We start from the raw sequence: 24820 nt of genomic DNA, 5'->3' as shown, positions 1-24820 counted from the left end.
CCTGGTTTAACCCAATTATCACTACGCCTTTATAGAAAGCCTGAGTCGTGTCAGCGTTGGAGTCGGCCTTCCATGTTTTTGCTGGATGTTCAGCAAGCCTTCTGATGCTACTCTGCTATACTTTTCCCACGGGGGCGATGTAGACCGCGAATTCGTCTTTGCCGTCGAGTCCTATGACGTGGTCGACCTGGTCCTGGAAATATGCGGCTATTGCGCAGGTTCCTGCGTTGATCGCTTCGACAGCGAGGTACAGGTTCTGGGCGATATGCCCGGCATCGAGGGCGATGAGCTTTGGCGAGGCGACGGTGTACCGCCATTCCATGCGGTAGGGGACCGAGGTCCATACGAAAGAGACGGCGGCGGTTGCGATGAAAGTCTGGCCGCAGCATGCCTGGGCGAGTCTGCCTTCGATGCCTTTTTCAGTTCTTATCAGTTCGAGTTTGTGTTCGACGGGCAGGTATCTGTACAGGCCTGCTTGAAGGCCTTCGACTTTGCGGATCACGAGATAGGTTTCGAGTGCGTGACGTGATCCTGCTGAGGGGACGTTACGGAAGCTTGTGACTCCGTTCGCGGTAACCCGGCGGACGCCCTGAGTTGCCCAGAGAAGGAAGGAGAGTTCATTGAGGCTGATATGCTCGTCTTTGAAGCGGCGGTGGCTTTTTCTGTTTTGGATCGCATCGAAGAGGGAGATGTGTCCGATGTCCAGTTTGTCGGCGGGCGTGAGATCGATCAGCTTGGCATTTTCGTCATACGGTTTTTCTACCGGCGGGGCCTGGACGCCTTTCTGCTGGTCGCTTGCGATCTCGGAAAGGTCCTTCCAGTCATCGGCACGTAAAAACTTTCTGTTCTTTTCGATTGGGTGCATTTATTACCTCTCAGGTTTATTAATTTGTTATCTTATTATTCGTGCTGGTCGTCCTGCAGAAGCTTTTCGGCTATTTCTGCTGCAGTACGTACCAGGTCCGGACAGACGTCGAATGCATTATCTTTCGATGCGGCGGCCTTGCCTTCTTTTGCGGCCAGATCGAAGCCAAGCAGGTCGCGGCAGTCGCGGGCCCCGGTTTGTTCGATAAATATTTTGATTGCCTGCTGTGAGATATTTACCATTTCGGCTTTGCTTTGCATGTCCGCGGGTTCGCGTCGGCCGTATTTGCAGCCGAGCACGATCAGCAAGCCTGAGAGGGCGCCGCATGTCTTGCCCGTGCCTCCGATGCCGCCTCCGAATGCCGCTGCGGTGCGAAGTGCGGTGTCGCGGTCGATCTCCACGTCCGGAGCGAATGCGCCTGCTACCGCCTGTGCACAATTGTATCCGCTTTTGAAAAGTTCTACTGCCTGGTCCTGTCGGGTAGACGCCATTGGATACCTTTCTCTTTGACGAACGGTTTTGAAGAGCAATTATAGTCGTTGAATTGCTGGTAGTAAACCTTTGTGCTCGTCAATTCCGGCTGCGCAACAAAAAAGCCCTGCAGGTTTGCGGCCGGCAGGGCTGGGGGAGTTTGTTTCAGACAGGTCGTTATTGCATTACGGTACTTGCGTTCTGGATCATCGCGATCGTGGCGGTGAAGTCGCCTGCGTTGGAGATGACGCCGTCATAGCCTTTGTTAATAAGGGCCTGTTCCTCTTTTTCTCCGGAACCTTCGGCTACGGCCAGGATCCTGGTGCTGTTGAGTTCGTCATTAGTGCGTACATAGCTGCATATCTGATCCGCATCGATGTTCTGTGCCATCAGGTTGAGCAGTATGACGTGCGGGGTTGTCCGCTGTGCGATAATGCCTGCATCGAAGCTGTTTAAGGCAATTTCGACCTCGTAATTCCGTTTGGTTTCGAGGCCAGCCGCCAGATCTTCGGCAGTGTCCTTGTCGCTGTCGATGATCAGGATGCGCATTTTGCCGATCTCCAGCGCGTCAGTGGGCATGTCATGGGCCTTCATGAAGCGCAGCAGCTCGCCGGTGGGTATTCGCCGGTCGCGCGAACCAGGGATACGATAGCCCTTGAGCTGGCCGGAATCGAACCATTTTGTTACGGTACGAGGAGCCACGTTGCATATCTGGGCCACCTGCCCTGTTGTCAGTACGTCTTTTTTCTTATTCATCATTCACACACCTTATTTTTGTTTGGTAACACGCCACGGTCCAGCCATGAAGTAGTTAATTTTGCTCTGGTGAAATAATCGACTATCTAAGCGGGTCACATAATCTGCTCTAAATAAAACGGTTATAACGGCGGGGCTGGGGGTGAGTCTGGCAGGCGAGGGTCCTATAATAGCAAAACATTACATTTAGCGGTATCGAGGGTCCTGAAATGGATTTTGTGTTATAGTCGGCATATGGTTGATTTAGAAAAAGAAGGTCGTGTAATCAGTTTGGCGATGAAATCTAAGTCACAATTTTTGATTTTTCTTGACCTTATCTGTGCAATCTTTATTATTAGCACAGCAGACTTTTTAAGTATGAACCCTTGCGCAAAGTGTTACGTACGAGGGACTAAAAGGAAATCATAAAAGAGTCTGGGTAGGCTCCTAATCTGGAGTCGCGGTAAGTAAAGTTCGAATGACACCGAGTTTGTCAGGTTTTTGGCGATAGGCAAGAAATTGTCGGGTCAGGCCTGTTAAACAGGTGAATACGGTTATGAATGTAAGTAAAGATCACACACGAACCCTGCAGAATATTATATCTGCTGCCGATCTAAGGAGGTACTTCCGCAATGACAGCGGCTGTAAGTGCTTGCGGCGGCCAGAGTTAATCTCATGCATGTCTAATATGGCCATTTCTGCGGCCAGACAGGGCGGGTGTACTCTCTGATCTGACATTCCAAGCTGGCATATCTCGGACTTATCTTGCCTGACCCGGCGTGTATTGCGCAGTGCGACATGGTGTCTGCGGTTGTTTTGCGCATCAAGGAAAGGTAAGGTAGAATGGAAATACTAGCAGTAACGACAGGTCATGTCATTCTGGCTTCTGTCGCGGGGCTGGTGGCCGGTGGAGCGGTCATCTTTGCTGCCCTCAAACTGAGCCAGAAAGCCAAGCTCTCGAATGCCGAACAGGAACTTCAACTCAAGATCGACGAGGCAAATCGTCAGGCTGAATCGATCGTCAAAGCAGCGAAACTGGATGCAGCAGAAGAAGTAATCAAGAAAAAGGAAGAGCTGACGGCCGAGATGAACCAGGTTCAGGCTCAGCTTCGTGACAAGGACAACAGGCTGACAAAGCGGGAAGATACGCTCGATCGCGAGACCGAGCAGCTTCGCAAGCAGGAGAACCAGCTTAAGGAGTCTGAAAAGGAGCTTCAACGCAAGGAATCTAACCTCGAAGCGAAGAACAAAGAGCTTTCCAGCATGCTCGCTCAGCAGAAGAATCAGCTTCTGAAGATCTCGGGAATGAATGTTGAGGAAGCACGTGATCTGCTGCTCAAGCGGCTCGAGGACGAATGTGAGCACGAGATGAGCCAGCTTATCGAGCGGAAGGTTGAAGAGGCCCAGGAAGACGTCGAGCAGAAGAGCCGGGAGATCATCAGCACCGCGATCCAGCGTTATGCGGCTGAGCAGACCTGCGAAGTGACGGTCAGCATGGTGGACATTCCCAGTGACGAAATGAAGGGCCGAGTGATCGGTCGGGAAGGGCGTAATATCCGGGCGTTCGAAAAGGCGACCGGTGTTGACGTGATCGTTGACGATACGCCGGGCGTGATCATCGTCTCGGGCTTTAACCCGCTGCGTCGTGAGGTCGCACGCCAGAGTATGGCCAAGCTTATCCAGGACGGCCGAATTCATCCGACGCGGATCGAAGAGGTTGTCGAACAGACCCAGAAAGAGCTCAATCAGAAGGTTCTGCAGCTCGGTAAGGCGGCGGCTACGGAAGTTGACGTACGCGGTCTGCCGAACAAGTTGCTGGCGATGCTCGGTTCGCTCAATTACCGCACCAGTTACGGCCAGAACGTGCTGCGGCACTCGGTCGAGGTTGCGTTCCTCGCACAGGTCATGGCTGAGGAGCTCGGTCTGGACGGCTCGATCGCGAGAAGGGCGGGCCTGCTGCATGACATCGGCAAGGCCATGGACCGCGAGACAGAGGGCGGCCATCCAGCGATCGGAACCAACTATCTCAAGCGATTCAACGAATCGTCTGTCATTCTCAATGCTGTAGAGGCCCATCACGGTGATATACCGGCAAACAACCCGTATACGCCGCTTATCGCGGCCGCTGACGCTGTCAGTGCATCGCGTCCGGGCGCACGTCGTGAGACGCTGGAACGCTATATCAAGCGTCTGGAGAAGCTTGAAGAGATCGGCAACAGCTTCCAGGGCGTCGAGAACTGCTACGCCATTCAGGCAGGCCGTGAGGTTCGTGTGATCGTCGATTCGAACAAGATCATCGACGACAACGCGATGAAGATGGCTCGCGATATCGCCAAGAAGATCGAAGACGAGATGACCTATCCGGGCGAGATCAAGGTGACCCTCCTGCGGGAAGTTCGCTGCGTGGAATACGCTCGATAGTGAGAAGAATTGTTCAGCCGCCGGCGCGTGATATTGCGAGTCGGCGGCTTTTATTCTGTCGGTAAACGCAGGCAGAAAAACAAGCACATAAGTTTAGCTCAGACATATCATGAAAGCACGCGTTCTTTGTATCGGTGACATTGTCGGCAGGCCCGGCAGACACATTCTCTCGCAGGTTCTGCCCGCGTATGTGCGGGATAATAATATCGACTGCGTCATTGCCAACGCTGAAAACGCGGCAGGTGGTTCGGGGCTTACGCCTCAGATATACGAAAAGCTCTTGCGGTACGGTGTGAACCTGGTGACGCTGGGCGATCATGCTTACCGCAAACGTGATATCGTTTCGACGCTGGAGACGGCTGACAATATCGTTCGGCCTGCGAATCTATCGCCCGAAGCGGCGGGTAAGGATTTTGCGATCTATCAGACGGCTAACGGGGTGCGGGTTGCGGTTATAACGCTTATCGGCAGGATATTCATGAAGCCGGCCGACTGCCCGTATGCCCGGATTGATGCATTGCTGAGCAAGATACAGAACCAGAATCTTGCGGACGTTATATTCGTTGAGATGCATGCGGAGGCGACATCGGAGAAGGTCGCGATGGGGTATTATCTCGACGGCAAAGTCGCGTGTGTGTTCGGTACGCATACGCATATCGTGACCGCAGATGAGACGCTGCGGACTAAAGGTACCGCTTACATTACAGACATTGGCATGACGGGGGCGCATGAATCGGTTCTGGGTCGAAAGACGGAGAAGGTGATAAAGGCGTTCAGGACGCAGATGCCGTTTCCGTTCGAGATCGCGACGGAGGATCAGCGGGTTTCGGGTATCGTTGTGACGGTGAATTCCAATACGCATCTGGCTGAGTCCATCGAGCGGGTTCAGTTGACCTGTTCCGAGACCGACAGCCAGGGGTATGACTCAGACGACGGTCGGCCGGACCGTCCGAGCATTATCTAGCCGGGCATTTCCGCAAGACAAGACTACCTGCCTTACAAGCAGGGAATTACCGCTTTCGTCCTATCAGCACTCCCCTTGCCGGTGCGGGATAGCCCTCGATCGTTTTGCTGCTGTCATTCGGGTCGAGGTAGTTCGGCAGGGACTCAAATGCCATCCACTCCGTCGGTCGTTGTTCTTCGGCCGTCGTTCTGGTTACGTCGATAATACGAACATCGTGTAAACCGGCCTGCGTCATCCACTCAGCAGCCAGGCGGGGGCTGGGTATTGCCCAGACGTTCCGCATTTTCGCATACCTGCCTTTAGGTTCCAGTATCGCTTCGCCAGGCTCATCTATGACTAGGGTTTCCAGTATGACCTCGCCGCCGGGCAGGGTCAGGTTATGCAGCTCCCGCAGGTGAGCTATCGGGTCGCGTCTATGGTACAGAACGCCCATCGAGAAGACCGCGTCATATGATGGTTTGTCCGTTGGCACGTCTTCGATGCCGAGGGGCAGGACGGCGGTGCGTTCACACTTTGCGAATCGGTTCAGGGCAAGGAACTGAATGACGAACAGCAGGAAGGGGTCGATCGAGACGACGGCTCTTGCGCCTGCGTCTATCATTCTGAAGCCGAAGTAGCCGTTGCCGCTGCCCACGTCAAGAACGAGCTTGCCTTCCAGGGGTTCGATGGCGTCCTTGACGCGGTCCCATTTGAGGTCGGATCGCCATTCGGTCTCGATGTCGATGCCGAAGACGCTGAAGGGGCCTTTGCGCCAGGGATGCAGGGTCATCAGGTTCTGACGGAGTATATCGAGGTCTGTGTCGTCACAGTCGTCATGTTTGCCGATGCGTAACGCATTGCTGCCGAGGTCGATCGTGGAGGGTGTGATATTTGGCATTGACTCAACTGCACCGAGCCAGCGGTCGAGGTCTCCGTGTGAGATGTTCTCGCAGATGTCGGCAGTGATGGACCGCAACCGGTCAGACAGCTCGGCGTCAACCGTGCGAAGGTGATCGAAAAAATTGTCGAAATAGCTTAGCATGTCTGTCATTTGAAAGCCGCGAAGGATACAAAGTTGACGCACTGGAACCACTGATGGATTCGGCTGAAGCCAGCGTTTTTGAGACGCTGCAGGTGTGTCTCTGTGCTGTCCGGGACGAGCACGTTTTCCAGTGCCTTACGTTTCTGGCTTATCTCGAGATCGCTGTAGCCCTGCAGGCGTTTGAAGTCGTGATATATGTCGGTAAAGAATTCCTGCTCTTGAGTGTTTTCGAATTTTATCTTTTCCGAGAGTATGAGCACTCCGCCGGGCAGCATGCCTTCGTAGATTCGTTCGATGAGCTCTTCCCGTCCGGTGGTATCGAGGAACTGCAGCGTGTAATTGCATACGACTACTGAAGCATTTTCGAAGGTCATATCCGCCACATCTGCTTCGACAAGCTGTACGTCGGTTTTGCTTTTTTCGTTCTGCAGTATCTGTTCGCATCGTGCGAGCATTGCCGGTGAGTTGTCGATTGCGATGACTTTGCAGCCGGACTGTTTTATGCCCCGCAGCATTGCGATCGTCCCGCCGCCGAGTGAGCAACCCAAGTCGTAGCAGTTGCTGTTCGGCTGGGCGAAGTGTTCGGCGAAGACATGGACCATACCCAGAACGGTGGCATAGCCGGGGACGGAGCGTCTGATCATGTCGTCGAAGACCGATGCCACCTTGTCGTCGAAAACGAAGCCGGATACTCGTTCCTGATAGTGTGCGAATACGTTGTCAATGTCGCCGCTATGATCCATTTACATACCTCGAAAGGGCGGTAAGGTTATGGGAAAGCCGACTGTTTTTTCAGTCGGTGAGGGCGAGTATATGCGCAGGGTAGAGGCTGTCAAGAATTATCGTATGGGTTGTGGTGCTGAACGTTTCTTAGGATGCCTGGCAGATGCTGTCGTTCTGGTCGCCGATGAATTCGGGAACGAGGCGTTTGATCAGTTCGACGATCTGTCTGCGATCCTGTTTCGGTGAGATTTCCAGCAGTCCTTCGATGCCGTCTCGCAGGGCTTTTCGTTCCTTGGGTATGTTTTTCCAGACCGCGATCTTGGGGTGTTTGGTCGCGGCCATGTCTTCACCTTCGATGCTGAGCTCTTCGAAGAGCTTTTCGCCTGGGCGCAGACCGGTGAACTGGATATCGATGTCTTCGCCCGGCCGGAAGCCGCTGAGCGTTATGAGCTCGCGTGCCAGATCGACGATCTTGACGGGGTCGCCCATATCGAGAACGAATATCTCACCGCCTTCTCCCATTGTCGCGGCCTGCAGTACCAGTTGGCTCGCTTCGGGGATCGTCATGAAGTAGCGGGTCATGTCAGGGTGAGTGACCGTGACGGGGCCGCCAGTTGCGATCTGTTTTTTGAATATCGGCACGACCGAGCCCGCTGAGCCGAGTACGTTTCCAAAGCGGACCGTGACGAAGTGCGTCTTGCTCGTGCGGTTCAGGTCCTGGATGTACATCTCGGCGATGCGTTTGCTCGAGCCCATGATGCTGGTGGGGTTTACGGCCTTGTCCGTGGAGATCATGACGAAGTTGCTCGCGCCGAATTTGTCCGATGCGTTTGCGACGTTCATTGTTCCGAGGACATTGTTCTTAACCGCTTCGCCCGGATTCATTTCCATCAGTGGGACGTGTTTGTGGGCGGCTGCGTGGATGACGACCTCAGGGCGGTAGCGTGCGAAGACCTCTTCGATGCGTTCTTTGTCCGCTATGTTTCTGACGATCGGCTTGGTGGGTACATGCGGGAAGCTCTTTTTGAGTTCGCGGTCAATGTAAAACAGCGGGTTTTCAGCCTGTTCGACAAGCACCAGTTTCTTCGGATTGAAGTTGGAAACCTGTCTGCACATTTCAGAACCGATCGATCCGCCGGCTCCGGTTACGAGTATGACCTTGTTACGAAGGAAATCCTTGATGCTGTCGAGATCGAGCTGTACGACTTCCCTGCCGAGCAGGTCCTCGATCGCGACGTCGCGTATCTGAGAGACACGGAGTTTGCCGGAAGCGATGTCCGTCAGGGAGGGAACCGTTCTGAAACGTATCTGCGTGTCCTGACATACCTGGACGACCCGTCTCATCTGCTGACTGGTCGCGCCCGGCATGGCGATGGCGATCTCTTCGACCTGATGCTTGCTGCAGATATCGGGCATTTCTTCCACTGAACCGAGAACGCGGATACCGTGTATGCTCATGCCCTGTTTGGCGGGGTCGTCGTCGACGAAGCCTACTACTTCGTACTGTTCGACCTTCATCCGCATGATCTCGCGCAGAAGGGCCTCGCCTGCGTCGCCTGCTCCGACGATCAGGAACCTTGTCAATCCTGGTGCGCGTTCCGAAAGAAACTCTTCGTGGTACAGTCGGACGAGCATTCTCAGACCGCCAAGAACCATGATGGTCGTGAAGCAGTCCAGCATGAGGACGCCGTCGGCCACATCGTCAAGAAAATTCGGGTCGATGCCGCGTCGCAAGAACTCAACGTGATTGAATGAGTACCAAGCGACGACTATGATGATGGTGCTGGCGAGAGAGGCCTTTACTATGCTCAGGAGGTCCGACATGCCGGCGTATCGCCACCAGCCGCGAAACTGATTGAACAGGCCGAAGATGACCAGCTTGACGGGGAGTATCAGCAGCAACAGGAAGGGGAACTCATAGCCCGCCCAGCTTCGCTGGACCTGCATGTTCTCGATGATCAGGAACGAGAGAAAAAGCGATATTGCAAATGAAATGATGTGAGCGACAAATACGAGGGTACGGCGGTAGCGTATCAGATTGTCGACGCTGAATCGCGAAAATTCCGAATTGCCGTCTTTTCTTCTTTGCCTCTTTGGTGGTCTGCTCATCTATGTCAGCTCCGTTTGCATTACAAAAACGTGTATCAGCAAGATCGGCGATCAGCACCTACACGTATACTATGTCTATATCGAAGAATACAGCTTGTAACTTGGCTGTTTAGTGTGATTTTTACTTCTCAGATTCGCTATTTGCCTCTATTAACCGGACATAGACGTCATCTGTAGGCGTTCCATCTACTTTTTTACGCAACAGGACGTAAATGATGGTATTGGCACAAAAATAGAAGCTGAGCACGAAAGCTGCGATCAACCCTACGACAAAAAACAGCGTGAGGTTGATAAAAAATACTGAAATCGACTCTGTCAGCGTCAACGGCAGGGTCGGCGAGGTTCCCAGAAGATCAGCAAACGCCGGCTGGGGCCACAGCCTCGAAAGCCTTCCGTTTTCCCATCCGTTTGAGATAATTCCGGCTCGTATGAGATTGTAAGTGACGGTAAGAAGCAAGAACGAAAAAAATCTGACCACCAGATAGGACAATGTCCCATAAACCATTGCTATGAAACTATATATAATCATCCAGAGGGGTTGAGTCAATACGTACATGAACGAACGACTTATAGCGTCAAAGCTGTCACTGCCCTGATAGGCGATGGTTGGGAACATGAGATTGAAGCCGAAAACCGAGCCGGTCATGGCCGCTGTGAGCAGCAATCCGATGATCAGAGCGAGAGGCAGGCCTATGCCGAGAAGTATCGGTCCGCCGTAGGGTATGTTGGCCAGCAGGCCGAGGGCCAGAATAGGCAGGCCCAGGGCGATCATGGCAAGGGCTGGGATCGCGGGGGTGGCGATAAGGCTGCCGAACTTTGCAAAACTGAACCGTATTGCTTCAAAAATGCCGGGTTTTTCGCCTCTTGCGAATTCGAGGGCCGCACATCTGCATATGGCACCGCCTGCGATGCAGAAACATACCAGGCTGAATGCTAAAAAGATGACGCTGTATATCGGATGGTATCGTATGGCCCACATGAACGCTTTGCCCGCCAGGCCTATGTTGCGGAAGACGTTGACGACATTGGCGAATATGTTTGATGTGTCGAGCTTGAGCAGGGGGACGAAGGCATCGTTAAATCTGTCAGCCAAATAGGACAGCAGGGTGGAAAAGACCCCATGGCCTTTGCTGTAAGCCCCGTTGGCCCGCTTGAAATCCTCGATCTTTTCGGGAGATGCGATATAAACGTCCAGTTCCGTGATCGTCTGGCTGATCCGCTCAGTTGGGACCTTTACTTCTTGTGTAGCAACCGAACCGGTTATAAGGTCCATTGCGCAGCCGAAAAGGCATACCAGAGCGATTACGCCGAAAGCTATGATCAGCTTGCTCGGGCCGACAGCGAGGCGGAAAGATCGAAAAAGTTTCGTGAATGCTAAATTGTCCCAAAGTTGTCCGAAATGTTTTTCTTCGATCATGCGTAAGTACCTGACATAAGCAGCTTCTACTCCTCTGGTTATCTATCGACAAGATCAGGGGGTCGAAATGAAAAATGCCCGATCTTTGATCAATCTTCGGCTTCTTCATCCGCGTTTATGACCGGAATCCGGTAGTCCGCGTCCAGCCAGGCACCCATGTCGACCAGTTTGCAACGTTCACAGCAGAACGGGAAGAACTTGCGGGCATTCTGTGCCTTTTTGTCCTTCCCTTTCCTGTCCGGAAGCGGGTTTTTACATGTTGGGCATCGAAATGTCATCTCATAAGCTCCACAAAAGCACAGGCCCGCCAACCTTGGTCCGCGAGCCTGATAGATGCTGAAATAATGAGCTGCTTAGTACTCTTCTTCCTCTTCGTAGCCGTATTCGCCAAGGTTTTCCACGTCGATGTCGGCATCTTCCTCTTCATCTTCCTCAAAGCCTTCTTCGCCGTAGATGTTCTCTTCTTCAAGTTCATCGATGGTTTCTTCGTCCAGGTCGGTCTCTTTTTCGCCGAAGTCGACCATTTCGCCTTCTTCAACCAGCCCTTTTTCCACCATCTCCTGGTACTGGACACAATATCTTGCCCAGGGGCTCGCGTTCAGCCGTGCTTTTGGAATGGGCTGGCCCGTTCCTTCGCAGATGCCGTAGGTTTTGTCTTCGATGCGCTGCAAGGCACTGTCTATTTCATACAGCAACTTGCGTTCGCTGTCCATCAGTCCCAGTGCAAAATCCTGCTCGAAATTGTCGCTGCCCAGATCCGCCATATGGATAGGCATATTGGAAAGATTTCCTGTCGAATCCCTGCCGGACGTGCGAAGTGCGCCGGATTCGATCGAATTTACATCTCCGAACAGCTCTTTACGCTTTATAAGCAGCAATTCACGGTATTTTCGAAGATCGGCAGCGGTCAGATGTGTCTTTTTGGTTCTTCGTTTCTTTTTCGCCGATGCTTTCTTTTTTCCAGCCTTCTTCATAGAAGCCCCCTTCGCTTTCTTCTTAGCTGCTTTTTTGGCTTTCTTTTTCTTCTTTTTGGCGGTTTTCTTTTTTACTGCTTTCTTCTTCTTCGCCTTCTTCTTAGCAACCTTCTTTTTTACCGCCTTTTTCTTAGCAGTCTTTTTCTTGCCTTTGCTCGTTTTTTTGGCTTTTTTTGCCACCTCGTCGTCCTTCCCGAACTTATTATACGTTACTAACAGCCCAAAACGTTTGCAACAATCCGTATTTACGGCCAAAACACTATAACGAAATAGCCCTGGTAATAAAACAATTAATTAACCATTATTGACTATCTTTTTCTGCCGCCAGGCTGGACATGTCGCCCACGGGCAGGAAGAAATCGCATCCTCCACATTTCAGGGCTATGCCATCGACATTGAAGTACTTCGCCAATCTATCCTTTGTGAGTATGTCACCGCATTTTCCAAAGCAGTAGTCCAGCCCTGCCCCGATCAGCAGGATATGGTCGCAGTACTGCCTGGAGAGGTTCAGGTCATGTGTGACGGTCACTATGGTCTTGTTTTTGGCGATCTGAAGATGTTTGAGCAGGTCGTAGATCTCTACCTGGTGTTTCAGGTCCAGAAAGCTAGTGGGCTCGTCCAGCAGGATTATTGGTGTATTCTGAGCCAAAGCTTTCGCGATGAAGACCCGCTGACGCTCACCGGAGCTGATATGGGCCAGAGATCTGTCAGCGAATCTCAGCGTATCGGTGGCCTTCATTGCCTCTTCAATGGCTGTTTTATCGGACGCTGTTTCGAAGCCCGCTCCCCGCAGGCTCGCGGTTCTGCCCAGGGCGACGGTTTCAGCGACGGTAAATTCGAAGGCGGGCACATATTCCTGCCGTACGACGGCGATCCTGCTTGCGACATTTCGGGTGTTGAGGTCGGACAAACGTTCACCTTCTATCAGGATATGACCCGATTCGGGCCTGAGAGCTCCGCACATCAGGTTCAAAAGTGTACTTTTGCCCGCGCCGTTCGGCCCGCCGATCGCCCAGAAGGTGCCCTGATCGAAGCTGACGCTGAGGTCCTTCAGGATGCCTGTTTGGCCGTAGCTGAAGCACAGGTCATGTATTTCTATCATGCTCATTTGTAACCCCCTCTGCGTCGGGTCTGCCTGATAAGCAGTATCAAGAAGAACGGCCCGCCGATAAGTGCGGTCACCACGCCCACCGGCAGTTGTGCAGGGGCGACGATGACGCGTGCCAGTGTGTCGGCAGCGATTAGAAATGCTGCGCCGCTCAGAGCGCTCAGGGGTATGAGCTGGCGGTGGTCCGGGCCGAAAACGAGCCGTACCGCGTGCGGGACGATCAGGCCGACGAAGCCGATCAGTCCGCTTACGCTGACCGCAGCAGCGGTTATCAAGGCGGATATGCCGAATGCGGTCCACTGCACAGCGGTGACGTTTACGCCGACGCTTTTTGCCTCTGCTTCACCGAAGCATATCGCGTTGAGTCCCGGAGCGAGATAGAACAAACCAACGATGCCCGTAAGCACCAGGCCGCTCAGCAGCCAGAGTCCGATGGCTGCCTGTTCACTGATGTTGCCCATAAGCCAGAATATCGTTGAGAATACTTTATCGCTCTCGGCGATGGAGGTTATGAACATGATCAGCGACGAGAAGAAGGCGTTCACCACAACGCCCGCAAGCAGCAGGCCGGTCATGCTTGCTCTGCACGCGTATCTGCCCACCGCCCAGACCAGGGCGACCGTGCCGATGGCGCCGACAAAAGCGAAAGGTGCGACCGCGCTGCGTCCAAGAAATACGATGTCCAGACCCGCGATGATCGCGAGCATCGCGCCCAGCCCCGCGCCGCTGGATATGCCGAGTATGTACGGCTCGGCAAGCGGATTGCGCAAAAGTGCCTGGAACACAACGCCCGAACATGCAAGGGCCGCTCCGACGATCCCTGCGAGGATGATCCGCGGCAGCCTGATATGGAAGAATATTTCGTAGTCTGCGTTCAGAGCGGTAGCGGACTCGTCCTGGCTCAGGCCCTTCCAGACCTGGCTGAGCGATATGTCCTCGGTGCCCAGCATGGAACAGAGCAGGGCGATAATGATCAGCGCGGCTGTCATGATCAGTATGCGTGCTGTCACTTTTCGGCCGTCAAGCATCGCCATCAGCGGTCCTCCCCGAAAGCTTCAGGATGAATACGCTGGGCGATCTGTCTGACGCCGTCGGCCAGTCGCGGTCCGAGCTGGCTGACCAGGTCGCCGTTGACGGAGTATACTCGTCCGCGTTCAACGGCGGGGAGATTTTCGTACTTGCTCCAATGTCGGCGTGCACCGGCCTGAATCTGCTCCACATCCGTTTCGGTCATGCTGGGTTCTATGATCACGTCGGGCTGACAGCCCATTACCATCTCCGTTCCTATGGGCGGATACTGATGGAAAGTTTTGCCGATCGCATTTACGCCGCCGGCCAATTCGATCATCTCGTTGATGAACGTTTCGCGTCCCGCAACGCGAAGCGGGTCCCGCTGGATCACCCACATCACCCTGGGTCTGTCTCGGCCGGCCACCCGCTGCTGAATGCCGTTGAGCTGGTTACGGATATCCCCCGCCAGGTTGTTAGCCTCCGTTTTTCTGTCGACCGCTTGGCCGACCCTCTCGATGCTTCGGAACAGGTCGTCGACGGTTTCGACGTTTACCGTCAGCGTGTCATATCCCATCATCGCCAGCCGCTGCGACACGTTCTTTTGACGCGGGAAATCCAGGCTGAGGATCAGGTCCGGCCGAGCAGCTATTATCGCTTCGACGTTCAACTGCCAGAAGCTGCCGATCCTGGGCTTTTCCGCCGCGGCAGGGGGGTACTTGCTGAACATGGTCACGCCCACTATCTGCTCGTCCAGGCCTAGCGAAAACAGAATCTCGGTCAGGTTCGGAGCGGTGACTACGATACGGTTGACCGGTTTGTTTGCGGCCGCACCTTCTGCTTGCTCCGGCAGGCCGAGCAGGTAAAAACCTGCGAGGCACCAGGCTATAAAGCAGATTGTCAGTACGAGCCATTTTTTCATTCGATATCCGGACAGAATATAAACTCGGCTAAGCCTTGTTGAACAGCCTTTCACCGAGTGGGCGAATTTCTTCTTTGAATTTCGGCAGTTGCGGTTTCAATGCTTTACTCAGGCCGTCGACGTCCCGCACTGTCGCGATGAACAGCTTGACCATGTCTTCGAGGTCGGTCACTGAGACGTATTCTTCCTCGATCTGTTTCTTTTTGAAGTTGCGGTTGTGGTAATTGCCCAGTGCGATGCAGACCGCGCTGTTCTTGTAGCCGAACGCCTGGTAGATCGTGCTCTCGCAGCAGCCGCCGTCCATGAGTTTGCGCTGGAACTTGAAGCTCTTGTCCTTCTTTTTCAGCTTGCGTGCGGTGCTCGTCAGGAAGGCGGTCACTTCGGGCGTGAAAACGCTCAAAGCGTCGCCGACGCGGATTACCACGCCGTCGCCCATTTTGGCGTTACCGAGCTGGCTGCTGGTTTCGATCGCTATAAGCGTGGTTTTCTTTGCGATCTTGCGTTTCATGCAGAGGTACTTCGCGCCTTGCAGACCCGCTTCTTCTGCGGAGGTGAAAACACCCACAACCTTCTTTTTGATGCGTCTGCGTTTGAGCTCGTCGAACAGCGAGAGTATTGACACGCAACCGACCAGGTCGTCGCATGCCCGGGAATAGAGCTTGTCGCTTCGCACGGAGAAGGGCTTGAGGTCCCACATTCCTGTATCGCCTTTTTTCACCGGACCGTCAACCTGCATGAACACGCGTTTGATGTTGCGTTTTTTGTTGAATTCGGTGCGTGTGATCTTGCCGATCACATCGCCGCCTTCTGCGAATATTCTAACGCGGCCGGTCTTGAAGTATTCTTCGTCAACTCCGCCGTAGAATAGAGCACGACACTTGCCGCCTCGCGAATCTGTTTCCACGATAAAGCCCGGATGATCCATGTGAGCGGCGAATGCGATCTCGTCATTTTTGTACTCGCTGCCATAGGTTGCGATCAGATTGCCCATGCCGTCTTCGCGGACGTCGATGTCGCGGTCGCGGCAGAATTGCCTGATGTGGCTGCGGACTTCCCACTCACGAAACGGTGCGGTGGGGCGGTCGAGCAGCTCCTTGCCGATCTTCAGAATGCGCTGCTGCAGCGGTGTCTTGCCGGGGGTTGTTTTTGCCATTTTTCTCCTCTAAAAGCCTGTTCTCTTGAACTGTTTCTCCAACTGGGCGAGCGAAAACTTTATGGTCGTGGGTCGGCCGTGCGGACATCTGCTGGGCCTTTCGATCTGCTCTTTTTCTTTGAGCAGTTGCCGTATTTCATCAGGGCTGAGGCTCTGGCCGGCCTTGACCGCCGCCTTGCATGCCGCCATGTCAAGTATCTCGTGTATGATGCCCTCGGCGTCGACGGTGACGTTCTCGTGATCGCTGAGAACGTCCAGCAGGCCCTGTACGAATGCGACCGGCTCGGCCTTGTTGAGTATGACCGGGAACGCCTGGATTGCCATCGTGCCCGGGCCGAAAGACTCTATTTCAAGGCCTAGCTTCGCGATGAGGTCGGCGTTCTTTTCGACGGCCTTCGCCTGTTCGTCGCTGACGGAAAACGTTTCGGGTATTAAAAGCTTCTGTGCGGTCAGTCCGCCTTCATTGAGCTTTGTCCGCAGCCGTTCGTATATGATCCGTTCGTGCAGTGCGTGCTGGTCGATGACGTCGAAGCCGGTTTCGGTCTTGACGATCAGGTAGCTGTCGTGTACCTGCATAAAGTCCTGTCCGTTGCCGGTTGGGATGTTGTCCGCTTGAGTCTGTTCTTTTTCCAACGGCTCCATTGGCTCGGCCAGGCGTCGTTCGGGCATTTCGAATCTGCTTGCCCTGTGTCCATTCGATCCGCCGGATGCGGGGTAGCTTCGCTGTGCGCCGCCCGAGGGCCGTGACCTGTTTTTCTGCGTAGAATCCGGGAACCTGAACTGGCTTTGTTCGGTTGGTTTGTGGTCCTTGAAGAAGTTTTCCATCGCTGCGGCGATTCGCTTGCGTCTTGCTTCTTTTTCGGTGTCGACCTGCATCTCGTCGCCCATTCGGAACTTGTCGCCGGGCAGGGACGCCTCAACGTCCAGATTGGTGCTTAGCAGCTTTTCGCGCATTACCGCGAGCACCTGCGAATGCACCATGTTCGAGTTCTGGAACCGCACCTCGATCTTGGTCGGGTGCACGTTCACGTCGTACATGTGCGGGTCCATCTCCAGAAACATGAAAACCACGGGATGCTTGTTGGGCTCGATCAGGCCGCGGTACGCCTCTTTGATCGCGTGCGAGATGAATTTATCACGGATATATCGGCCGTTGAGGAAGACATACTGGAACTTGCTGCTGCCCCTGGCCTGGACGGGTTTTCCGAGCAGTGCGCGGATGCGGATGCCTTTTTCTTCGGCGTGCGTTTCCAGCAGATCTTCGGATACCGCCTTGCCCATCAACTGGCCTATGCGGTCGCGTACGCTCTGTTTGCCCGCCAGCCGTTGTGCCTGTCTGCCGTTGTTGATCAGCGTCAGGTCAAGCTCGCAATGCGCCAGGGCGATCCGTGTGAAATGCTCGTTGATGTGGCCCATTTCCGTGTTCGCGGTCCGCAGGAACTTACGTCTTGCCGGCAGCTTGTAGAACAGGTTCCGAACCTCGATCGTCGTGCCGTAATCGCCGCTGCACGGGCGGACGGGCTTTTTCTGGCCGCAATCTATCTCTAGCTGGTTCGCCTGGATTGAGTCCAGCCGTCGGCTGACGACGTTGACCTTAGAGACAGACGCGATGCTCGCGAGTGCCTCGCCGCGAAAGCCCATCGTCACGATCCCGTCCAGATCGTCGCTTCCGCGGATCTTGCTGGTGGCGTGGGGCATAAAGGCTGTTTCAAGGTCCTCAGCCTCTATACCGCATCCGTCGTCTGTTACGGAGATCAGCTTCCTGCCGCCGTCCTCGATCTTGAGGACGATCCTGCTTGCGCCTGCGTCGATGCTGTTTTCCAGCAGTTCCTTGACCACGCTGGCGGGGCGTTCGATCACCTCGCCAGCCGCGATCATGTTGATCATATTGTCGTCAAGGACACGTATCCTGCCCATTACTATCTCCGCTGGCTGGAAGCGGTTTCAATACTCAGATTTGTCTTTCGGCGGCCCTTTTTCCGTTCGGCTTCGTTGAGCAAAATCGGCAATAGTTTCGGCTATTACCAATTTCGCTCGCCTTGCCGAGACGAAAAAGTTGCTCGCCGAGAAGCCAAAAGCAGTTTCGAAACAGCTTCTACAAAATTTAAGCTAGCAGACTTTCGCCCGTCATTTCTTCAGGCTTGTCCAGGCCCATCATGTCGATCAGCGTCGGCATCACGTCAGCCAGACGGCCGCCTTTACGCATGTCACGCCCCTTGAACCGGTCGTCGAAAACGATGCAGGGCACGTCGCCGACAGTATGGGCCGTGTGCTCCATGTTATTCTTCGTGTCGTACATGCATTCGAAGTTGCCGTGGTCGGCCATGATGATCGCGCTTCCGCCGAGCTCCTTTATCTTATCGAGCAGCTTGCCTACGCATTCGTCGATCACTTCGGCTGCCTTTACCGCCGCTTCCTGCACGCCGGTATGCCCGACCATGTCAGGATTCGCATAGTTCATGATGACCACGTCGTACTTGCCGGAATCGAGCCTTGCGAGTATCTCGTCGGTCACCTGGTACGCGCTCATTTCCGGCTGCTGATCGTATGTCTCGACCTTGGGCGAAGGGATGATCTGCCTGTCCTCACCCTCGAAGGGCTCTTCACGTCCGCCGTTGAAGAAGAACGTTACGTGTGCGTATTTTTCCGTTTCGGCGCATCTGAACTGCGTCAGGCCGAGCTTGCTGAAGTACTCGCCCGCGATGTTGGGCATTTTACGCTCGGGTTTGAACGCCACTTCTGCGGGAATGCTCGAGTCGTATTCGGTCATGCAGACGTAGAATACCTTCGGCTGTTTTTCGCGTTCGAAGCCGTCGAAGCTGTCACCCTCGACGAAGGCCCGCGTGAGCTCTCTTGGCCGGTCGCCGCGGAAGTTAAAGAATACCACGCTGTCGCCGTCTTCGACCAGGGCGGTCGGCTTGTCGTCTTCGCCTGTGATGATCGTGGGAAGGACGAATTCATCTGTCTTGTCGGCCGCGTAGCTTGCCTCGATCGCTTCCTGGGCGGTCTTTGCGGTATTGCCCTTGCCGAGCGTCAGGCAGTCATACGCCTTCTGAACGCGTTCCCATCTCTTGTCGCGGTCCATCCCGTAGAAGCGTCCCATCATCGATGCGACCTTGCCCACGCCGATCTCGTCCATCTTCTTCTGGATATCCGCCATGTATTCCTTGCCGCTGGTGGGTGGAGAGTCCCGGCCGTCCATGAACGCATGCAGATAGACCTCTTCGAGCCCGCGTTTTTTCGCCAGTTCCAGCAGGGCGTAGAGGTGACCCAGCAGCGAATGTACGCCGATATCGCTGCAAAGCCCCATAAGGTGCAGCTTTCCGCCGTTTTCTTTGGCTGATTCGACTGCCTCGACCAGCGTTTCATTTTCGAAAAATGTTTTTTCTTTGATGCTCAGTGTGATCCTGACGGAATCCTGATAAACGACCCGGCCGGCGCCGATGTTCTGATGGCCCACTTCGCTGTTGCCCATCGTGCCGTCGGGCAGGCCCACGTCCTCGCCGCTTGTGTGTATCACGCAGTGCGGATATTCCTTCATAAGCATATCGTCAACCGGCGTATTGGCCTGTTTGATGGCGTTGAATTTATCTTCGTCCGGGTTGGGGTTATATCCCCAGCCGTCGCGTATGATTACCACGTAAGGTTTGTGTTCCAGATTCACTTTCTTGTCGGTCATTGTTCTCGGTCCTCAAATTCTGGTTGCCAGGAGTAAAATTCGTCTACAAACAGACCCGGAAACGTACCGAAACCGCTGCCGGGTTCAAAGTCTTTCAATTGTAACCGCAGCAAAACCGCTTTGCAAGGTAATAAGAAAGCTCATCGAGTTGTCTTGATAGCCGGTCGGCGGGCGTTTTTCGCCTTAAAAGCCTGCGATTCGGCACGTAAAAACTTTGACATTTTACCTCTTTACGCTATAATCAAGCGATTGAATTTGTCGACAAAATTTTGAGTCATTCGATCTCGTTTGAGAGGGTGTTTTGAGATGACAGTTTCTAGTATGGCTTCAAGAGTATTTACATTTTTCGTCCTCCTGACCGCCGCAGCGATGATAGGCTGTGCTCCGCAGGAGGCTAAACCGAGCGATATAGGCGGCGTAAGTCCTGATGCTATAGAGCTTTATGTTGATGCTGCAATGCTCAAGGACCTCAACGAGCGGGAAAGGGCGCTTCAGCGGGTCAACGAGGCCCTGGAGCTTTCGCCCGATTTTGCGATGGCGTATTCGCTCAAGGGGGACCTTCACCAGGCCGCCAAGCAGTTCGGCAAGAGCGCGGACGCCTACGAAAGGGCGACCGAGATCGATCCCTGGTCGTTCAAGGACTTCTTCAACCTGGGCAAGGTGACCGCGGTTCTCGAGCAGTGGTCGCGTGCGGTTCGGGCCTATGTGCGTGCTACCAAGCTGGAACCAAAGCATTACGGAGCCCATATCGGGGCCGCTAAAAGCTATTATCATCTGGACGATTATGCCCAGGCGATGAAGTACACCAATCAGGCCGCGGGGATCGACCCAAACGCTCCCGGCGCTGCTGTGCTTGCGGGCGACATCCTCAAGGCACAGGATCAGCGAGCCGATGCGATCGAATCTTACCGCAGGGCACTGGAACTGGACAGCGACAATCCCAAGGTCATGATCTCTCTTGCTGCTGCTTACTTGCAGGACACCAGGTATGACGCAGCAAAAGAGCTTCTTGAGTCGGCCATCGACATCGACCCGCAGAATGCAACCGCCCATCAGTACCTGGGCTTTATAAATCTCAAGCAGGGGAACATACAGCGATCGCTGCAGAATTACACCATGGCGGTCGATCTCGATCAGAACGACTGGATGGCTCACAAGGGTCTGGGTGTCGTTTACGTGCTTCAGGGCGTTAAGAAAAAGGACGCTGAGCTGAAACAAGAGGGTCTTGATCACTGGAGAACCTCGCTGCAGATCAAGCCCGATCAGCCCCAGCTCCAGAGAATGCTCGATAAATACAGCAGCAACATGGAAAACTAACGCCAGGATATGACTGACAACGCCAAGCAAAAAGGATCGAATACCCAGGCAGGCAAATTCAACCTTGCCGACCGTCTGCCTGATGTAAAGTCACACCTTATCTTCTGGCCTGTTGTAATCGCAGGGGTTGCAGCGGATCTTTGGACCAAGACTGCGGTTTTCGAATGGCTTGCGAAAAGGCCCGATCACGAATACGCAGTCATAGACGGCATCTTTACACTGGTAAGGCGTGTCAATCCCGGTGCAGCATTTTCCATGGCTTCGGGCAGGCGGGGGATGCTTCTGACAATATCCTTTGTAGCGCTGGTCGCGGTAATCGTTTACTTCCTGTTCGGCCGGATCAAGAGCCGTTTGATGCAGCTCGGGCTGGCACTTTTTACGGCAGGGATAATCGGCAACCTCTACGACAGGCTCTTCAATGACGGCTATGTGCGTGACTTTATAGACATTCACTGGAAAGAAGTCTATCACTGGCCCGCGTTCAACGTTGCCGACAGTATGCTATGCATCGCGGTAGGCCTGCTGATCATTTCAAACTTTACATCTGCATCTTCTCAAACACCTGATCCTCAACAAAAACCGGAGCGTTGAGCCCAACCCCCAGTGCGAGAGCGTCTGAAGGCCGGCTGTCGATCTCGATCTCGCGTCCGTCGAGCACAACATGCAGTACCGCATAGAAGGTGTGATTTCGCAGATCATTGATCACTACGCGGTCAACCTTTGCACCCATTTGCTCGATTATGTTTGCGAGCAGATCGTGCGTCATGGGCCTGGGAAGATCGATCCCCTTCAGCCTGCGGTCGATCGCGAGTATCTCGCTGATGCCGATTACGATAGGGAAGCCCCGATCCCCGCCTATTTCGCTGAGCACGATTATCTGCTGGTCCACCGTCTCGTTGATTACGATACGGCTCAATTCAACCGGCACTTCCATATTACGCCCTTACTGCTGCAACTCGATTTTTGATTATTGCAGTTCCTCAAGGTGCTTTTCAATGGTCGCAAGCTGCTCTTTCAACTCAGCATAACGTTCCCGGGCCTGTTGCACAACTTCCGGTTTGGCACGATTTACAAAATTTTCGTTATTCAGCTTAGCTTCCGAGCCCTTTAGTCCCTTTTCGATATGCTCCTTCTGCTTCATCAGACGCTTGCGCTCTTCTTCCGGATCGACCACGTCGTGCACATAAACCTGCACCTCGCCGGCTATACTGCTTGCTGCATTATTCGGTTTTTCCGCGTCCGCGGTCACTTCAAAGCTGCTCAAGCCGGCCTGCTCGCATATCAGATTCGCGTTGCGAGTGAGAATGCCCCTTGCCTCGCCGCCTGCCGAGGCGCTGGCATCCACTGTTTCCTTAGGCGTGATGGCGTACTTGTTTCGGATATCCCGGATAGCTCGTATGACCTCCTGCGTCATTTCGATATCGCTTTCGACTGCGTCATCTACGAACTGCTCCAGCCCTTCGGGCCATGCAGCGACGATCAACGCGTCGGATTCGACAGCCTCGACCAGCTCCTTGAGCTTGCGGATCTTTGTGTATTCGTTGAGCTTCTGGAACATGCCCTCGGTAATGAAGGGTACGAACGGATGCATCAGCCTCAGCGTCTGATCAAGTACGAACGCCAGCACATTTTGCGCGATCGGCTTCTGCTCATCGTCACGCATTCGCGGCTTGATCCATTCCAGGTACCAGTCGCAGAAGTCGTTCCAGAAGAATTTGTAAACCGCGGTCAACGGCTCACTGTACTTGAATTCCTCGATCTGCTCGGTGACCTCTTTCGCGGTCCTGGCGAGCCGGCTCAGTATCCACTTATCCTCGATGCGCATCTTTGCCGGTTCGAATGCCTCTGCATCCACGTCTTCCAGGTTTATCATCGCGAATCGACACGCGTTCCACAGTTTGTTGCAGAAATTGCGTCCGATGTCGAACTTCGGCGAAGTGTTCACCGTCCGTCCATCCGGCAGCTTCATCGACTCCACCGGCATGCGGACGTCCTGCGTATCCGTCGTCATGTTCGCCAGCGTGAACCGCATCGAGTCAGCACCGTGGCTGTCTATCGCGACCAGCGGATCGATCCCGTTGCCCAGGCTCTTGGACATTTTGCGTCCCTGGCCGTCCTGGATCATAGCGTGTATGTAGACATCGCTGAACGGTATGTCGCCCGCACAGTACTGGCCCATCATGACCATACGCGAAACCCACAGAGTGATGATCTCACGTGCGGTGCAAAGCACGTTGCCCGGATAGAACGTCTTGAGCTCGGGGGTATCCTCCGGCCAGCCCAGCGTACTGAAAGGCCACAACGCAGACGAGAACCATGTATCCAGCACATCCTCGTCACGTGACCAGCCTAGCTTTTCGAGCTGCTCCTCGAAGTCCTTCTGTCCCGGTGCGACACAGGCATAGTATACTTTTTCGCCGGTTTCCGTCTCTGCTTCCTGTATCTCGACGTGTTCGCCGGCAACTTCCTCATTCAGCGGCGTATCCGAGGACCAGATCGGTATCCGATGTCCCCACCAGAGCTGTCTGCTGATCGGCCAGTCACGCAGATTCTCAAGCCAGTTCTGATATGTCTTAGTGTACCTGTCAGGTGTGAACTTTACCTCGCCTTCCAGCAGGGGGGCAAGGGCAAGACCCGCCAGCGAATTACGCGGCACGTCCGTTCCGGGCAGCTCGCCCGTGCCGAATTTTTCCGCAAGAGCATCCACCGGCTTTTTGACCGCGACATACCACTGGTCCGACAGATAAGGCTCGATGGGCACATGGCTGCGGTAGCTGTGACCGACTTCGTGTGCGTAGTCACGTACATTCTCCAGCAGCTTTTCCTGCCTGAACCATTCGACGATCGCTTCTCGCGCCTCGAACCGGTCCATTCCCAGGAACGCTTCGGCATCGCCTTCTTTGGCGTCGTCGAATCCGAACTTGTCGCTGATCGTTCCGTCCGGCGCCATGACGTTAATTATCTCCAGATCGTGCCTCTGGCCTATCTGCCAGTCATCCGGATCGTGGGCGGGCGTTACCTTCAAAAAGCCCGTCGAGAATTTCGCCTTTTCATCATCGCTCTCGGGATCGGGCAGCACGACATGATCGTCCGCTACGATCTTGATGATCCGCCCCACGATGGGCAGCCGGACTTCCTGCCCGACCAGCGCATCGGCACGCGGGTCCTTCGGATTCATCGCGATCGCGGTATCGCCCAGCATCGTCTCCGGCCGCGTCGTCGCAACCGTAACGTGATCGATCTTCTCGCCGTCCACCTCGACAGGCTTGACCAGCGGATACTGCATATACCAGAAGAAGCCCTGAACCGTTTCGTGTTCGACCTCGTCATCCGCCAGCACCGTCTGCGTTGCCGGGTCCCAGTTCACCAGCCGTTTGCCGCGGTAGATCAGCCCGTCCTTGAACAGCTTGAAGAAATTCGCCCTCACAGCCTTCGCGCAGACCTCATCCATCGTGAACCGCGTCCTGTCCCAGTCGCACGAACAGCCCATGCTCTTGAGCTGGCCGAGGATCCTAGCTTCATACTCGTCTTTCCAGTCCTGCACCCGGCCGACGAAATCCTCACGGTCGTACTCGGTCCGCCGTTTACCTTCCTCCGCGAGCAGCCTTTTCTCGACAACCGTCTGCGTAGCGATGCCCGCATGGTCCGTGCCCGGCATCCAAAGTGTGTTATAACCCTGCATTCGCCTAAAGCGTATCAGCACGTCCTGCAGCGTATTGTTAAGCGCATGGCCAAGGTGCAACGCAGCCGTCACGTTGGGAGGCGGTATCACGATGCAGTAATTCCCCTTTGCAGATTCTGCGTTCGGGTCCGCGTGAAAATAATTACCCTTGCTCCAAATATCGCTCGCCAGGGCCTCTACCGCTTTTGGTTCGTATGTCTTGGAAAGCTGCTCTGCCATTATTCCTTACCTGCAAAACGTTCAAAAAAATT

The 24820-nt window shown here is 54.3% G+C and carries 21 protein-coding genes; 4 read left to right on the top strand and 17 right to left on the bottom strand.

Features of this window, described 5'->3' with window-relative positions:
- Window positions 1-115 precede the first annotated feature (115 nt).
- The 3 genes from STSP2_RS14180 to STSP2_RS14170 all read right to left on the bottom strand — a co-directional run bounded on the left by STSP2_RS14180 (window position 116) and on the right by STSP2_RS14170 (window position 2095).
- The gene (locus tag STSP2_RS14180; protein ID WP_146663396.1) at window positions 116-865 is read right to left on the bottom strand and encodes a SagB/ThcOx family dehydrogenase; all 750 of its coding nucleotides are present in this window, start codon (window positions 863-865) and stop codon (window positions 116-118) included.
- A 35-nt stretch (window positions 866-900) separates the two neighbouring features.
- A complete protein-coding gene (locus STSP2_RS14175) occupies window positions 901-1356 on the bottom strand; it encodes a C-GCAxxG-C-C family protein (RefSeq protein ID WP_146663395.1) in 456 nt (151 codons plus the stop codon).
- A gap of 157 nt (window positions 1357-1513) precedes the next feature.
- A complete protein-coding gene (locus tag STSP2_RS14170) occupies window positions 1514-2095 on the bottom strand; it encodes a helix-turn-helix domain-containing protein (RefSeq protein ID WP_146663394.1) in 582 nt (193 codons plus the stop codon).
- Window positions 2096-2914: 819 nt separating this feature from the next.
- Between STSP2_RS14170 and rny the strand changes: the two genes are divergently transcribed.
- Together rny and STSP2_RS14160 are read left to right on the top strand one after the other, a co-directional pair.
- The gene (gene rny / locus STSP2_RS14165; protein ID WP_146663393.1) at window positions 2915-4492 is read left to right on the top strand and encodes a ribonuclease Y; all 1578 of its coding nucleotides are present in this window, start codon (window positions 2915-2917) and stop codon (window positions 4490-4492) included.
- 109 nt (window positions 4493-4601) lie between these two features.
- Window positions 4602-5456, top strand: a complete 855-nt coding sequence (locus STSP2_RS14160; protein ID WP_146663392.1) for a TIGR00282 family metallophosphoesterase — start codon at window positions 4602-4604, stop codon at window positions 5454-5456.
- A 46-nt stretch (window positions 5457-5502) separates the two neighbouring features.
- Here the strand turns inward: STSP2_RS14160 and cmoB are convergent, their stop codons facing one another.
- From cmoB to gpmI, 12 genes are all read right to left on the bottom strand, one after another.
- Window positions 5503-6486 (bottom strand): tRNA 5-methoxyuridine(34)/uridine 5-oxyacetic acid(34) synthase CmoB, encoded by a 984-nt coding sequence (gene cmoB, locus STSP2_RS14155; protein WP_205847915.1) that lies wholly within the window; start codon window positions 6484-6486, stop codon window positions 5503-5505.
- Window positions 6483-7220 carry a carboxy-S-adenosyl-L-methionine synthase CmoA gene (gene cmoA, locus STSP2_RS14150; RefSeq protein ID WP_146663391.1) on the bottom strand — a complete coding sequence of 246 codons (738 nt, stop codon included), beginning with the start codon at window positions 7218-7220 and terminating at the stop codon, window positions 6483-6485. The genes cmoB and cmoA overlap by 4 nt, the downstream gene beginning before the upstream one ends.
- A 127-nt stretch (window positions 7221-7347) precedes the next feature.
- Complete coding sequence (locus STSP2_RS14145) at window positions 7348-9309, bottom strand: polysaccharide biosynthesis protein (protein ID WP_146663390.1); 1962 nt, start codon at window positions 9307-9309, stop codon at window positions 7348-7350.
- A 121-nt stretch (window positions 9310-9430) separates the two neighbouring features.
- Window positions 9431-10726 (bottom strand): hypothetical protein, encoded by a 1296-nt coding sequence (locus STSP2_RS14140; protein WP_146663389.1) that lies wholly within the window; start codon window positions 10724-10726, stop codon window positions 9431-9433.
- An 89-nt stretch (window positions 10727-10815) separates the two neighbouring features.
- Window positions 10816-11004 (bottom strand): DNA gyrase inhibitor YacG, encoded by a 189-nt coding sequence (locus STSP2_RS14135; RefSeq protein ID WP_146663388.1) that lies wholly within the window; start codon window positions 11002-11004, stop codon window positions 10816-10818.
- Window positions 11005-11079: 75 nt separating this feature from the next.
- Window positions 11080-11880 carry a TraR/DksA family transcriptional regulator gene (locus STSP2_RS14130; RefSeq protein ID WP_205847914.1) on the bottom strand — a complete coding sequence of 267 codons (801 nt, stop codon included), beginning with the start codon at window positions 11878-11880 and terminating at the stop codon, window positions 11080-11082.
- Window positions 11881-12001: 121 nt separating this feature from the next.
- The gene (locus STSP2_RS14125; RefSeq protein WP_146663387.1) at window positions 12002-12808 is read right to left on the bottom strand and encodes an ABC transporter ATP-binding protein; all 807 of its coding nucleotides are present in this window, start codon (window positions 12806-12808) and stop codon (window positions 12002-12004) included.
- Window positions 12805-13842 carry a FecCD family ABC transporter permease gene (locus tag STSP2_RS14120; RefSeq protein ID WP_146663386.1) on the bottom strand — a complete coding sequence of 346 codons (1038 nt, stop codon included), beginning with the start codon at window positions 13840-13842 and terminating at the stop codon, window positions 12805-12807. The genes STSP2_RS14125 and STSP2_RS14120 overlap by 4 nt, the downstream gene beginning before the upstream one ends.
- Window positions 13842-14738: an ABC transporter substrate-binding protein gene (locus tag STSP2_RS14115; RefSeq protein ID WP_146663385.1), complete on the bottom strand. Its 897-nt coding sequence runs from the start codon at window positions 14736-14738 to the stop codon at window positions 13842-13844. Before STSP2_RS14115 ends, STSP2_RS14120 begins: the two co-directional genes overlap by 1 nt.
- A gap of 28 nt (window positions 14739-14766) precedes the next feature.
- Window positions 14767-15891, bottom strand: a complete 1125-nt coding sequence (locus STSP2_RS14110) for a M20/M25/M40 family metallo-hydrolase (RefSeq protein ID WP_146663384.1) — start codon at window positions 15889-15891, stop codon at window positions 14767-14769.
- 9 nt (window positions 15892-15900) lie between these two features.
- A complete protein-coding gene (mutL, locus tag STSP2_RS14105; protein WP_146663383.1) occupies window positions 15901-17808 on the bottom strand; it encodes a DNA mismatch repair endonuclease MutL in 1908 nt (635 codons plus the stop codon).
- Between the two features lie 187 nt (window positions 17809-17995).
- On the bottom strand, window positions 17996-19549 hold the full coding sequence (gene gpmI, locus STSP2_RS14100) for a 2,3-bisphosphoglycerate-independent phosphoglycerate mutase (protein WP_146664084.1): 1554 nt from the start codon (window positions 19547-19549) through the stop codon (window positions 17996-17998).
- Window positions 19550-19876: 327 nt separating this feature from the next.
- Here gpmI and STSP2_RS14095 point away from each other — a divergent pair, with 327 nt between their 5' ends.
- Entirely contained in the window at window positions 19877-20887 is a 1011-nt protein-coding gene (locus STSP2_RS14095) for a tetratricopeptide repeat protein (protein WP_146663382.1), read from the top strand.
- Window positions 20888-20896: 9 nt separating this feature from the next.
- Entirely contained in the window at window positions 20897-21478 is a 582-nt protein-coding gene (lspA, locus tag STSP2_RS14090; RefSeq protein WP_146663381.1) for a signal peptidase II, read from the top strand.
- Here the strand turns inward: lspA and STSP2_RS14085 are convergent.
- Window positions 21426-21821, bottom strand: a complete 396-nt coding sequence (locus STSP2_RS14085; RefSeq protein ID WP_146663380.1) for a bifunctional nuclease family protein — start codon at window positions 21819-21821, stop codon at window positions 21426-21428. The genes lspA and STSP2_RS14085 overlap by 53 nt on opposite strands.
- A 33-nt stretch (window positions 21822-21854) precedes the next feature.
- Window positions 21855-24788: a valine--tRNA ligase gene (locus STSP2_RS14080; protein WP_146663379.1), complete on the bottom strand. Its 2934-nt coding sequence runs from the start codon at window positions 24786-24788 to the stop codon at window positions 21855-21857.
- Window positions 24789-24820: the final 32 nt, after the last annotated feature.

The organism is Anaerohalosphaera lusitana (assembly GCF_002007645.1).
Taxonomy (GTDB): Bacteria; Planctomycetota; Phycisphaerae; order Sedimentisphaerales; family Anaerohalosphaeraceae; genus Anaerohalosphaera; species Anaerohalosphaera lusitana.
Note: the sequence above shows the minus strand (reverse complement) of the source record. Positions and strands in the feature narration are given on the sequence as shown.